12 protein-coding genes are annotated in these 12445 nt (G+C 35.2%); 4 read left to right on the forward strand and 8 right to left on the reverse strand.

Annotation, left to right across the window (positions count from 1 at the left end; all coding sequences use genetic code 11):
- Positions 1-17 precede the first annotated feature (17 nt).
- The 3 genes from menA to H602_RS0104795 form a co-directional block, all read right to left on the reverse strand.
- Positions 18-992: a 1,4-dihydroxy-2-naphthoate octaprenyltransferase gene (gene menA, locus H602_RS0104785; RefSeq protein WP_026976995.1), complete on the reverse strand. Its 975-nt coding sequence runs from the start codon at positions 990-992 to the stop codon at positions 18-20.
- A 122-nt stretch (positions 993-1114) separates the two neighbouring features.
- Positions 1115-2620: a PH domain-containing protein gene (locus H602_RS0104790; RefSeq protein ID WP_026976996.1), complete on the reverse strand. Its 1506-nt coding sequence runs from the start codon at positions 2618-2620 to the stop codon at positions 1115-1117.
- A complete protein-coding gene (locus H602_RS0104795; protein ID WP_026976997.1) occupies positions 2620-3135 on the reverse strand; it encodes a PH domain-containing protein in 516 nt (171 codons plus the stop codon). The genes H602_RS0104790 and H602_RS0104795 overlap by 1 nt, the downstream gene beginning before the upstream one ends.
- A gap of 386 nt (positions 3136-3521) precedes the next feature.
- On the opposite strand from H602_RS0104795, the gene H602_RS0104805 reads away from it, so the two are divergent.
- Entirely contained in the window at positions 3522-5861 is a 2340-nt protein-coding gene (locus H602_RS0104805) for a patatin-like phospholipase family protein (protein WP_084404207.1), read from the forward strand.
- A gap of 33 nt (positions 5862-5894) precedes the next feature.
- Here H602_RS0104805 and H602_RS0104810 read toward each other — a convergent pair whose 3' ends face one another.
- The 3 genes from H602_RS0104810 to H602_RS0104820 form a co-directional block, all read right to left on the reverse strand.
- Positions 5895-6167, reverse strand: coding sequence for a type II toxin-antitoxin system YafQ family toxin (locus H602_RS0104810; protein WP_026976999.1), 273 nt, complete (start codon positions 6165-6167; stop codon positions 5895-5897).
- Positions 6160-6375, reverse strand: a complete 216-nt coding sequence (locus H602_RS0104815; protein WP_026977000.1) for a hypothetical protein — start codon at positions 6373-6375, stop codon at positions 6160-6162. The genes H602_RS0104810 and H602_RS0104815 overlap by 8 nt, the downstream gene beginning before the upstream one ends.
- A 124-nt stretch (positions 6376-6499) precedes the next feature.
- Positions 6500-7339 carry a 1,4-dihydroxy-2-naphthoyl-CoA synthase gene (locus tag H602_RS0104820; protein ID WP_026977001.1) on the reverse strand — a complete coding sequence of 280 codons (840 nt, stop codon included), beginning with the start codon at positions 7337-7339 and terminating at the stop codon, positions 6500-6502.
- 60 nt (positions 7340-7399) lie between these two features.
- On the opposite strand from H602_RS0104820, the gene H602_RS0104825 reads away from it, so the two are divergent.
- Positions 7400-8515: a C1 family peptidase gene (locus H602_RS0104825; RefSeq protein ID WP_026977002.1), complete on the forward strand. Its 1116-nt coding sequence runs from the start codon at positions 7400-7402 to the stop codon at positions 8513-8515.
- Between the two features lie 32 nt (positions 8516-8547).
- Positions 8548-8895: a PH domain-containing protein gene (locus H602_RS18200; RefSeq protein WP_035758949.1), complete on the forward strand. Its 348-nt coding sequence runs from the start codon at positions 8548-8550 to the stop codon at positions 8893-8895.
- 82 nt (positions 8896-8977) lie between these two features.
- Here the strand turns inward: H602_RS18200 and H602_RS0104835 are convergent, their stop codons facing one another.
- Positions 8978-9832 (reverse strand): CvfB family protein, encoded by an 855-nt coding sequence (locus H602_RS0104835; protein WP_026977003.1) that lies wholly within the window; start codon positions 9830-9832, stop codon positions 8978-8980.
- A 159-nt stretch (positions 9833-9991) separates the two neighbouring features.
- Positions 9992-11647, reverse strand: a complete 1656-nt coding sequence (menD, locus tag H602_RS0104845; protein ID WP_026977004.1) for a 2-succinyl-5-enolpyruvyl-6-hydroxy-3-cyclohexene-1-carboxylic-acid synthase — start codon at positions 11645-11647, stop codon at positions 9992-9994.
- A 182-nt stretch (positions 11648-11829) separates the two neighbouring features.
- On the opposite strand from menD, the gene H602_RS0104850 reads away from it, so the two are divergent.
- Positions 11830-12324 carry a GNAT family N-acetyltransferase gene (locus H602_RS0104850; RefSeq protein WP_026977005.1) on the forward strand — a complete coding sequence of 165 codons (495 nt, stop codon included), beginning with the start codon at positions 11830-11832 and terminating at the stop codon, positions 12322-12324.
- The last annotated feature ends 121 nt before the right edge of the window (positions 12325-12445 follow it).

A 12445-nucleotide genomic window follows, 5' to 3' on the forward strand; every position in this document is an offset into this window, starting at 1 on the left:
TTTGAAAGTGTAGACTATTAGCTGTTAACAATTAAATCGGAGAGAAAAGAAATTAAACTGAGCGACAGTAGAACGGATAACAGAAAAGTACTAATGGCTAATTTTTTTAATTCTGGATCTAATAATTTTGAATTTTTATTTCTGTAAACCGTCATTAAGTGACTCATTAAAGGAAAATAAGCTACGACAAAGAAGTAATTATCAAAATTAAATTTATCGGATTGCCAATCTTTATTGAAATCAATGTAAACAGCAAAAATAAGCACTAAAACCATTGCCGAAATGACTAAAAAATAGTGGTATTTCTTAGCTGCTTCAAGTCCGATTTTTACTACAACTGTGTTTTTATTAGACTTTTTGTCGGATTCTGCATCACGCATATTATTGAGATTCAAAACTCCAACGCTCAAAAAGCCAATTGCTACAGCGGGTAACACCAAAATCCAGTCCAGTTGTTTGGAATATAAAAAATTGACACCCAATGTACTTACCAAGCCAAAGAATACAAAAACAAATAGATCTCCATAACCTGAATATCCATAAGCTGTATTTCCAACGGTGTATCGAATGGCAGAAATAATGGCCAGAATCCCGAGAACCAAGAAGATGAGTGAATACCAAATATAATCTACTCCAAAGGCAAAATAAATCAACAATACCGCCGAAATGAACGTTAATATTGACGTGATGATAATGGCTCTTTTCATTGCTGGAGCAGAAATTACACCGCTTTGAATGGCGCGTTTCGGCCCTACACGATGCTCGTTGTCCGTTCCTTTTATGCCGTCACCATAGTCATTGGCAAAATTGGACAAGATTTGCAATCCCAAAGTTGTTAACATCGCGAACCCAAAAAGTTGCCAATTAAAAACCTCTGTGGGTGTAAAAACCGTATCTGTAGGATACGCCAAAGCATACATACTTCCTACAATTATTCCAGAAACCGAAAGTGGTAGGGTTCTTACTCGTGCTGCTTCAATCCAATGTCTCATAATACTTGTTTCGTTTTTTAATTATATGCTTTCATCTGTTGCTAAGAATAGTTTTTGATAAAAATCCCTTTTAGATGAACGCTATTTCTTCGTTTTTAAATTTAAAATTAGCTTTTGTCAACTTACATCCAATTTACATTATTGGCCTCAACATTGTAAAGCCATAAATTAACGTAGTTTTTTACAGTTGTAAAATTCCCCAATTGAAACTGAATGTCGCCACCTGCTGTATGAATCGTAAGCGAACCAATGTCGGGCGATTTATGCCAAAACAATTGCGACGTTGTCAATGCTTGAATTTTTTCAATTTCAATGATTCGATTGTCCACGTCCCAAGCGCCAGTTTGCAAAATGATGAACTCTTGATTGACAAAAAGTCGGCTGTTTCGGTATCCAAAGTACACCAATACGGCAACAAAGATAGTATATCCGACGGCCAAAAACGCATAATCAAATGCTAAAGGTTCAACGTAGAATCCAAATCCAAAATAGATGGAAAGCGGTACAACTATACCTGTAAATAAACCAAAAACCAATTTTCTCCAATTGGGTTTTAGCAGCACTCCTTTTTCAGGGATTGTGCTGAAAATTAATTTCAAAATTTCATTTTTCTCTAATTCATTGCAACCCGGAATTTCAATACTATCTTTTCCCGATTGCGCATCGCCACTTTTAGCTTGCTGGATTTTAATTTCTAAAATATCCATTTTTCGTTGAAAAAAATTTCTTGTAATGGTGGTAATTTGCACTTTTTCGGGTTTGATGATTGTACTTTTTGTGTTGAACAAACCGAAACTCAACAGTAGAGAACCCTTTTGTTTTGAAATCGTAAATCCGAAAAATTTGACAACCGTACGAACGATATTGACTAATAAAACGATGATTATTAGAATTACTCCTGCAGTTAAAACACCTTGCAAAATGCTTTGTTTAGAAAAATAAGTATCAATTTGGCTCCCATTTAAAAAATCTTTTTCTGAGAAATTACGCAGATTTTCGCGTACATAGCTGTAAAAAAGAAAAAGCAAACCAATACTTCTGAGGTAATTTGATGTAATTCCAATCTTGAGCAAAGTAGCAAATCCGATCTTAATAAACGGCTTTGGATCTTCAAGAATCTTTGGCATTTCCTCAGAATCTATCGCGACTTCTTGAACTATTTTTGCTTCATTTTCAAGCAATCGGGATTTTAGTGCCAAAGCCAATTGATGCGAGATCGCTTTAATTGCTCCTTCTTTCTTCGCACTTCCGGCAGTATCTACTTCTAAAGCATACACACCAATTATTTTTTGAATCAGCGTCTGATTGATATTAACTTGTTGAATTTTACTCAACTGTATCGCCGTTTTTGTCTTGTTAAAGATGCCTTCATTGATCACGAATTCCTCGTTTTCCTCATCAATATAAAATGTAAAATTTAAGAAACTGAGATATGCGTAAAGTCCTAAAAGTGCCAATAGTGCGATGACACCCGGAACAACAAGAAGCATGTTTAAATTTTCGCTTTTGAAGAAATAAATTAAGATTATTGGAAATAAAGCGCGCCCAAATTGCTGCAATGTATAAACAAACATTACAATAATTCCGACTTTGGACTGTCTTTGCGGCTGATTAAAGGTTGCTTTCATTAAAGTTTCTGCTGGATTTTGCCCATCACTAATTGTTTGATTTTTTCGGCTTGTTCTTTTTCAATTCCAGGTATTTCAATATCACTTGAACTACCGCCTGCCGTGAATATTTCGACTTTAGCTAAGCCAAAATAACGCGAAAGCCACCCTTCATGCAATGCCACATGCTGCACTCTATTATAAGGAATAATGATGGTATTGGTAGCAATAATTCCGCTTCTAAACAGTACATCGTGTTCCCTGAAAGCAAAACCTTTTTTAAGAAAAGATAGTCTAGAAAAAAATAAAACAAGGCCAAACAAAACCGCTAGCGCTATCCAGATGTACAGCATTTCGTTACTGATTTTTTCCACTACAAAATGCAAAACTGTTGCTCCACCAGCCAATATAGTAAAGACAATGATCAAATTAATAAAGATCACCTTCCCATAATTGGGTTGCAATTTTTGAAATTCTACTTCTTCAAAACGCGGTAATTGATTGATATCAATAGTACTATTGGTAAAATTTTCCATAGAAAAGATAAAGGTATTTTTGAAGGTGCAATGCGTGTTTTAAAAACAGAACGACACAATTTGATTTGTAAAAATACAAAAAATATCGCACCTTAAAAATTAGAATTCAACGATATTTTGGTCATCGAAAAAACAGATGTAATTCCGTTTTTTAGGTGTATTAGTAAATCGATTAACTCCTATTTTGATGTTATTTTAAGTTTTCAGAGACCCGAGATCACATAACATATTGTAAAAAATCGATAATAGAAACACATTTAAATACGCGATCTTTGCCGTAACTTTATAAAATCCTAAATTGACTTTTTCAATATACGTTTAGGTTTAAAAAGTATTTTTACTTCATATCACAACGTTTTCTCAATTTCACGAATACAAAACACATCATGCAAAAAGGTTTACTTTTAAAAAATCCTTTCTTTTACGCGGTTCTATCGCTAGTAATTTTAGCTTCTTACCAAGGTTTTGGTCAGCAAAAAAAGCCTAAAGTAGCTCTAGTTTTAAGTGGTGGTGGCGCAAAAGGAATTGCACATATTCCGCTTTTACAGACGTTGGATTCTTTAGGGATTGTTCCCGACTTAATTGTTGGAAACAGCATGGGAAGTGTTGTCGGTGGATTGTATGCTATGGGATATTCGGGCGATAGTATTGCCAATATTGTAAAGCAAGCCAATTGGGAACAATTGATTGGCGGACGTGTTTCTCTAAAAAATGTGAGTGTCGAGGAAAAGACTGAATTCGGTAGATATCTGGTGGAATTGGATTACGAGAAGGGAAAAGTTAAAATTGGTAAGTTTCTTTTGAACGATCAAAATTTGCGTCAGTTTATGACAAACCTTACTTTTCCGAGTTATAAAATTAATGATTTTGACAAACTTCCAATTCCGTTTCGTGCTGTGGCAACTGACATTGTCAAAGGTAAAGAAGTAGTATTAAAAGACGGTTCTTTGGCATTAGCCATGAGAGCCAGCATGTCACTTCCAGGCGTTTTTTCTCCCGTTCCTTACAAAGATGGTTTACTAATTGATGGAGCAATTTTGAATAATTTCCCTGTCGATGTTGCAAAAAACTTAGGAGCCGACTTCATCATTGGAAGTGATGTAGGTGACGGAATGATGAAGAAAGAAGAATTGGAAAGCATCACTGCCCTGCTCTTTCAAGCTGGAATGTTGAGCAGTCATTTAAAAAATCCTAAGAACAGAGCGCTTTGCGACATCCTTATCAATCATACTGAATACTTGACGTATGGAACTACTGATTTTCAAGAGAACCAACAAATTGCTGCACAAGGCAAACGCGCTGTTAAAGACAAGCTGGTCGAATTAACGGCACTTTCAAATCGATTGAAACCCTATTATCAAAAAGTTGCTAAAGTGCCATTTGTTGAAGAACAAATTCAATTGGACACCATTATTTACAACAAAATTGACAAGACCAATTTACCTTTAGTAAAGGCAAGAACCAACATTCAACCGGGTAAAATTTACAGCAGGCTAGAACTTATAGAAGGAATTAACCGAGCCATGGGAACCACCATTTTTAGTCAAATTACTTTTGAGCCTTTTTCTGACAAAGGAGGCTTGGGATTGCAATTAAATGGTTTTGAGCGCTCAAAACACCAGGTAAAAGGTTCTATACATTACGATGATTTTCACGGCGTAGGAATTCTCTTTAATTATACTGGTAGAAATATTTTAGGTGCCGCATCACGATCGCTAGTTACGCTTGATTTGGCCGAACAGCCTCGATTTAGAGTGCAGCATCAGAAAAATTTTGGTTCGGATAGAAATTGGTGGTGGCGGACTGAGGCCTTGGGACAAAGAACTACGCAAGAAGTGCTTTTAAATAACCGAACTGAGGAAGAAATACGGTATCGTTATTTTGAATTTGAAAACCAAGTCAATAGAAATATTACATCGATGGCCAGCTATATCGGGCTAAACGTAAATTATCAAAACACACATTTAACTCCAAAAATTCGTCCAGAAGCTGGAGGAAGCGAATTTAAATTGAGTGAATATTCTTTCAACACGATCTTAGTTGGAGCGCATTATGAGTACAATACCATGAGTACAACTTCATTTGCAGTAGAAGGGTCCGCTGTTAAAGCAAGCATCGGAAGGTCAATAAATAATTCAATTGATGTCGCATTTTCGGGAGTTGACACACCAAACGAAAAAGGTTCTATAAGCAATTACACCAAATTTGGATTTGATTTTGAGAAGAGAATTCCGATAAGTGCAAAATTTACGGGTATCCTGGGTGCTTCGGGAAATTATCTTGTGATTGATTCAGAAGAGACGGATGACATTTCTTTTGAAAATTTTGGATTTGCAGCCAAATATTCTTTAGGTGGAAGTCAGTACAATCCACGAAGAGACAGTTTTCTTTTCAACGGACTCGATGAAGGTGAGCTTTCAGTGAGTCAATACACCAAAATTAATTTGGGTTTGCAATACAATTTTAAATCAAAATTATATGCAATTCCGCATGTAGATTTGGCTGTTATTGGTAGTGGAAAATTTGATAATTATGCAAATAACGTATTCAAACCAAAAGGCCAATGGCAAGATTTCAGAAATACGGGATTGCTAATTTCCTCTGGTATCACACTGGGTTACGATTCGATCTTAGGACCGGTGACTTTTGATGTATCATGGGTGAATGATGTGGACAAGGTGCGCTTTTTCTTTGGAGTAGGATTTCCTTTGAATCGCTCGAATTAAAAGAAGACGAACTGAATTTCAATACTTAGGAAACTAAAATAAATCAGCGTGAGTACCCGTGTCCATAAGTAACAAGATAACTTCATCGTCATTTTGTTGCCAAATTAGAAGCCAGTCAGGTTTAATGTGACATTCCCAACAACCTTTATAATTTCCAACCAACTTGTGTGCTTTGTACTTTACAGGAAGTGTTCCGCTAGATGCCAATAAATCGATAACGTCCTTTAATAAAGTCAAGTCGTAATTCCTTTTTTTACAAAGTTTCAAACTTTTATCAAACCTATTAGTGGTACGGATTTTATACATTTAAAACTTTTTTGAATAAGTCATCACTGTCTTTATAGACGTTTATTCTATTGTTTTTTATGTCATCAAGCGCTTCCTCTAAGCCTGATTTAGTTGTTGTTTGAACTATTTCAACACCTTTACTATCTTTAGATAATAATTCAATCATTGAGGAAAGCAACTTTCCTGCTTTGGTTTTTTTATCAATTTTTAAGGTTATCGTTGTCATAGGTTTTAATTTTAATCAAAGTTACACAATTTCCAAATTGAAAACATTTTAATTTAGAACTGGATATTAAAAAATGAAAAGCATTCTGAAAAAATGTATTAGAATGCTTTTATTGTTCTTATATTTAAGGCAAATATTTCTTTTCAAAATTCGGTTTTCTTTTCTCTAAGAATGCATTTCTACCTTCTTTAGCTTCCTCAGTCATGTAAGCCAAACGAGTAGCTTCACCAGCGAAAACTTGTTGACCTACCATTCCGTCATCGGTTAAGTTCATCGCGAATTTTAGCATCTTAATAGACGTTGGTGATTTCTCTAAAATTTCCTGAGCCCATTCAAAAGCAGTGTCTTCTAATTCATCATGAGGAATCACGGCATTTACCATTCCCATTTCAAAAGCTTCTTGAGCCGAATAATTTCTTCCTAAAAAGAAAATCTCACGGGCTCTTTTTTGTCCCACCATTTTAGCCAAATAAGCTGAACCGTAACCTCCGTCAAAACTAGTAACATCGGCATCTGTTTGTTTGAAAATAGCGTGTTCTTTACTCGCTAAAGTTAAATCGCAAACGACATGCAAACTGTGTCCTCCACCAACAGCCCAACCGGGAACAACACAAATCACGGCCTTTGGCATGAATCGAATCATTCGTTGAACGTCTAAAATATTTAGTCTGTGGTAACCGTCTTCACCAACGTAACCTTGAGCACCTCTTGCTTTTTGGTCACCACCACTGCAAAACGAATATATTCCATCTTTAGAACTTGGACCTTCAGCCGAAAGTAAAACTACTCCAATTGACGTGTCTTCTTGAGCATCATGAAATGCTTGAATCAATTCAGCCGTCGTTTTTGGTCGGAATGCATTTCTCACATCCGGGCGATTGAACGCGATTCGAGCTACACCGTCGCACTTTTTATAGGTTATGTCTTCGAAATCTTTAACAGTTTTCCAATTTATAGTTGCCATATTTATCTTATTTTAGCGTAAAAATAATACATTTACTTCTTACTAAAAATTAAAAACCGTATGAAAACCAATTTCATTACTATAGCTTTACTCTCTTTTGCCTTCTCTGTTTCTGCACAAAAATATGAATTCCAAACCGTTAAAGACATCGATGCGGAACCTGTAATTTCGCAAGGAAGCACTGGAACGTGTTGGAGTTTTTCTTCTACTTCTTTCTTAGAAGCGGAGATTATTCGTATAACAGGAAAGAAAATTGACTTGTCAGAGATGTATAATGTGCGTCATACGTATCCTAAGAAAGCGTGGAATTACGTGATGCGACAAGGAAAAGCACAGTTTGGCGAAGGCGGACTGAATCACGATGTAATTAATAGTGCAAGAGTTGCAGGAATTGTCCCGCAGGAGGTTTATTCTGGATTAGTGGGGGCTACTACGAAATACGATCATTCTAAAATGGTTTCAGAATTGGAAGTTTTACTAAAAAAATATGCAAACCCTGAAGTTAAATTAGACCCGAAATGGAAAACTGAAGTAAATGCTATTTTAGATTCCTACATGGGAAAAGAAGTAGCTGAATTTACATTTGAAGGTAAAAAATATACCCCAAAAAGTTTCTTGGAGATGACGAAACTGAAGTTGGATGATTATGTTACCATCACTTCTTTTACAAACGAACCTTTCTACAAAACCTTTATCCTAGACATTCCAGATAACTTTTCTAATGGTTCTTTTTACAACTTGCCCTTGGATGAATTTGTACATAATATCGATAATGCTTTAGAAAAAGGCTATACTTTGGCTTTAGATGCTGATGTTAGTGAAAAAACATTTTCGAGCAAATACGGAATTGCAGTCGTTCCTCAAAATGAGAGTGACGAGAAAACTATTTTGACAGAAATTAAAAACGAAAAGAAAATCACTCCTGAATTTCGTCAGCAAGAGTTTGAAAACTTCAATACGACAGACGACCATTTGATGCATATTGTAGGTAAAGTAAAAGACCAAAAAGGAACGACCTATTATAAGGTAAAAAATTCTTGGGGAAATGACCAAAAGTATATTGGCCACGAGGGTTACATTTACATGAGTGTTCCTTATTTAAAGTTGAAAGCAATTTCGGTTTTGGTTCATAAAGACGCTTTACTGAAAAACACTAAGAAGGAATTGAGCTTGTAATGACGGTTTTCAAATCATCAAAAAACTATATAATGATAAGTCTTTTGTGGCTTATCATTATTTTTTTATTTGTAATACCTTTTATACCTGAAAACTCAGAAAGTTCAGAAATAATGCCATTTATAGGTGTCGCAATTCTTTATTTGGTTACAGGAATATTGATCTGGATGCTACTCGATACAAATTATAAAATTGATAATATTCACAATATAGAACGTTGGAACAAATGGTATGTATCGAGTTTTCTCAAACCGGCTTTGGACAATGACGGACTCGTTATTTACTACGAAAAGTTTGATGATATTTATATTTCTCCCAAAAACAAAGGAGTTTTTATTGCCGCTTTACGCGAAATTAATCCGGAGATAAAAATAGTGTAAAGATTTACTTTGCGGAATTACAGTCATAGAAAAAGCCGTTTTTATCACTAAAAACGGCTTTCTTATTTTCTATATTGAACAGTTACTCTTTCACTAAGTAAATTCCATCGTCTTTAATTTCAATGAGTTTGTCTCTATACAAAGCACCAATCGCTTTTTTGAAGGTTTTTTTACTCATTTGCAACACCGTTTTGATGTCTTCTGGATGGCTGTTGTCGTTCAAGCGTAAAAAACCACGACTAGCACGAAGTTCATCCATGATTCTTTCTGAATTTGGCTCAATACGTTCGTAACCTATTTTCTCCAGCGAAACATCAATCTTATTATCAGGTCGAACGAGTTTAATATAACCTCTCAAACGGTCTCCGGTTCGAATGGAATCATCAAAAACCTCGTCTTTATAAAGCAAACCTTTGTGCTGTTCGTTTATAATTACATTGATTCCAAGTTCGGTAATGTGCGAAACAATTAATTCTACTTCTTCGCCTCTTTCGAGGGTTACATTATCATTATTTAAGAATTGGTTGGTTTTACTGGAAGCTACCAAACGATTCGTTTTTTCGTCCATGTACAAATACACTAGGTATCGTTTTCCTTTTTCCATCGGACGCGCTTGCTCTTTAAAAGGAACAAGAATGTCTTTTTCCATTCCCCAATCCATAAAAGCACCTACTTGATTGGTATAATTTACACGCAAAAGTGCAAATTCATTTAGCAAAATATACGGCTCTAAAAGTGTTGCAACCGGACGTTCTTCATGGTCAAGGTAAATGAAAACGGTCAGGTCTTGACCAAATTCAAATTCATGCGGTACATATTTATTGGGCAACAAAATATCGTGAATTCCATCTGGGTCTTCTTCTGGATTTCCTAAAAAGAGTCCCACTTTCGTATCCCGTAATATTTGTAGCGTATTGTATTTTCCTATCTCAATCATAAACTTATTTTCTAAAGTGCAAAGGTACAAACTTTATTCGCTTTTGGGTTCAATCAATTTTCATTAAAATGAGTGAACGACTTTTACACAGATTGCACGAATTTTCACAGATTTCCCCTTTAAAATTTGCGGAAATTTGTGCAATTTGCGGTAAAAAATTTATGTGAGTTCCTTAAAAAACTGAAGCAAAATTCCATCATTCAATAAAGTTGGCGTAAAAACTTCCAAAATAGCAGGTTTGTCATTTGCTGAAAAGAATATATCTAAATTCTCCAACAAATTCGTTTCGTTTGAAGCTGTGTAATAATCAAATTGAAACATTTTAGCTAAATGTTCAGCTGTGAAACAATGTGACGTTTCAAAATAACGGTTAAAAACAGGTGTTTCTTCATGTCCTGGCAAAATCCTAAAGATGCCTCCTCCTCCATTATTGACAAGGATAATTTTGAAGTTTTTAGGAATATATTGATTCCACAAAGCATTACTGTCGTACAGGAAACTGATGTCGCCGGTAATTAAAACCGTTTGTTGACTTGTTGCAAATGCAGCTCCAATTGCCGTGGAACTCGAGCCGTCAATTCCGCTGGTTCCTCGGTTACAGAAAACACTAATACTTGGATGAATATCAATTAATTGAGCATATCGAATGGGTGAACTGTTACTGATTTGCAGCATCGAATTTTGCGGTAAATGCGGCATAATCAACTCAAAAGCTTTAAAATCCGAGAATGGAATTTTTGATAAATAAATATCTTGCTTCATCTGACGCAATTTCTTCACTGCATCTATTTCTGATTTATAATTGCTTTCTACATTTTGCGAAAGCGGAATAAATTCCTCAAAAAATAAATTAGGTTCTGTTTTAAAATGCTTAGTCAAAGCGCCAAAAGTATCATAAGCTCGAAACGGGTCAATGTGCCAATGTTCATTTGGTTTGTACTTTCGTAAAAATGCTTTAATCCGTTTTGAAACCACCATACCTCCGAAAGTGAGTAGAATTTCAGGTTTAAAATGCTCGAAATCTTCAACGGTGAATGGTGTAATTATCGTATCGATATTGTTGATAAATGTTGCATCGTGTAAATTCGAAGTAGTTTCTGTCAAAACAACAATTGAAGGATCATTTGCCATCCAATCAATTATATTTTGCTGGATTGCGTTTGGAAAAATCACACCCACTAAAACTAATTTTTTAGTGGAAGCGTTCCATTTTTTTCCAAATTCAGTCAAATTTTCTGACTCTAAAACGGTTTGCATTTCAGGAATGATTTCACTTTTTACCACTAATTCTTCCGTAGTTTCATATAAAGGCTCTTCAAAAGGTACGTTGATATGAACTGGTCCTTTTTCTAAAATGGCTTTTGAAATCGCTTCGTTGATGAGTTGGTCATTTTCAGTAGAAACATTTTCCTGCAAATTTGCATTGAACAAACTATGATTGGCAAAAACATTTTCTTGACGAATGGTTTGGCCGTCGCCAATATCAATTTTATCATGAGGACGGTCTGCAGAAACAACAATTAATGGAATTTGACTGTAAAAAGCTTCGGCGAAAGCGGGATAATAATTCAACAATGCCGAACCAGAAGTACACAAAAGAACGACTGGTTTTTGAGTTTGTTGCGCAATTCCCAAAGCGAAAAATGCAGCCGAACGTTCATCAGCAATACTGAAACATTCGAAGGTATTGTTACTTGCAAAACCAATAGTTAAAGGTGCGTTTCGAGAACCGGGTGAAATGACAATTTGATGGATTCCTCGAGCAGTAAAAATTTCGATTATACTTTGTGCCAAAGGAATTTTCGGGTAAATCATAGAACTGAATTTGAAACACAAATTTACTAAATATACCTTTGACGACCTATATGGTTTAGGATTAAATTTAACAGTGTTGAACGATGGATTTGATCTGCTAAATAGTAATTTTGACATTATTGAATTATTTTCTAAAATTAAAACGGACGGAAATGATTTAACACAAAAATCAAAACTTTTTCATGGATTACATCATTCGAACAGCAACCTCATCCGACTTAACTTCAATTTTAGAAATTGTAAATCATGCCATTGCAAATACCACTGCGATTTATGATTATGACCCTAGAACTCTCGAACAGCAAGCGTTGATTTTTGAAACAAAAAGAGCAAATGGCTTTCCTACATTTGTCGTTGAATCAAATAATGAAATTCTAGGATTTGGCACTTATGATACGTTCCGAACCAAAATTGGCTATCGATTTACCGTAGAACATTCCGTATATGTGAAGGAAGGTTTTGCTGGAAAAGGAATTGGAGCGCTTTTATTGCAACAATTAATTGATACCGCAAAAGCAGAAAATTACCACGTTATGATTGGCGTGATTGATGCTTCAAACGAAAACAGTATTCGATTTCACGAGCGTTTTGGATTTCAATCCATGGGAATTCTGAAGGAAGTTGGTTTTAAGTTTGACCGTTGGTTGGATGCAAATTTAATGACACTTAAGCTTTAATAATAGGTTGTTGGTTGTATGTTCTACGTTGTAAGTTTGAGCAATATTTGGTGCATAAAAAAACAGAAAACGTCGATTTACCATCTCCATTTTCTGTTTTATTCTGTCTTAGTACTTACTA

This window comes from Flavobacterium tegetincola DSM 22377 (assembly GCF_000425485.1).
Classification (GTDB): Bacteria; Bacteroidota; Bacteroidia; order Flavobacteriales; family Flavobacteriaceae; genus Flavobacterium; species Flavobacterium tegetincola.

Coding starts and splice junctions, on each gene's coding strand:
- menA (WP_026976995.1), bottom strand. CDS start 992: ATGAGACATTGGATTGAAGCAGCACGAGTAAGAACCCTACCACTTTCG.
- H602_RS0104790 (WP_026976996.1), bottom strand. CDS start 2,620: ATGAAAGCAACCTTTAATCAGCCGCAAAGACAGTCCAAAGTCGGAATT.
- H602_RS0104795 (WP_026976997.1), bottom strand. CDS start 3,135: ATGGAAAATTTTACCAATAGTACTATTGATATCAATCAATTACCGCGT.
- H602_RS0104805 (WP_084404207.1), top strand. CDS start 3,522: ATGCAAAAAGGTTTACTTTTAAAAAATCCTTTCTTTTACGCGGTTCTA.
- H602_RS0104810 (WP_026976999.1), bottom strand. CDS start 6,167: ATGTATAAAATCCGTACCACTAATAGGTTTGATAAAAGTTTGAAACTT.
- H602_RS0104815 (WP_026977000.1), bottom strand. CDS start 6,375: ATGACAACGATAACCTTAAAAATTGATAAAAAAACCAAAGCAGGAAAG.
- H602_RS0104820 (WP_026977001.1), bottom strand. CDS start 7,339: ATGGCAACTATAAATTGGAAAACTGTTAAAGATTTCGAAGACATAACC.
- H602_RS0104825 (WP_026977002.1), top strand. CDS start 7,400: ATGAAAACCAATTTCATTACTATAGCTTTACTCTCTTTTGCCTTCTCT.
- H602_RS18200 (WP_035758949.1), top strand. CDS start 8,548: ATGATAAGTCTTTTGTGGCTTATCATTATTTTTTTATTTGTAATACCT.
- H602_RS0104835 (WP_026977003.1), bottom strand. CDS start 9,832: ATGATTGAGATAGGAAAATACAATACGCTACAAATATTACGGGATACG.
- menD (WP_026977004.1), bottom strand. CDS start 11,647: ATGATTTACCCGAAAATTCCTTTGGCACAAAGTATAATCGAAATTTTT.
- H602_RS0104850 (WP_026977005.1), top strand. CDS start 11,830: ATGGATTACATCATTCGAACAGCAACCTCATCCGACTTAACTTCAATT.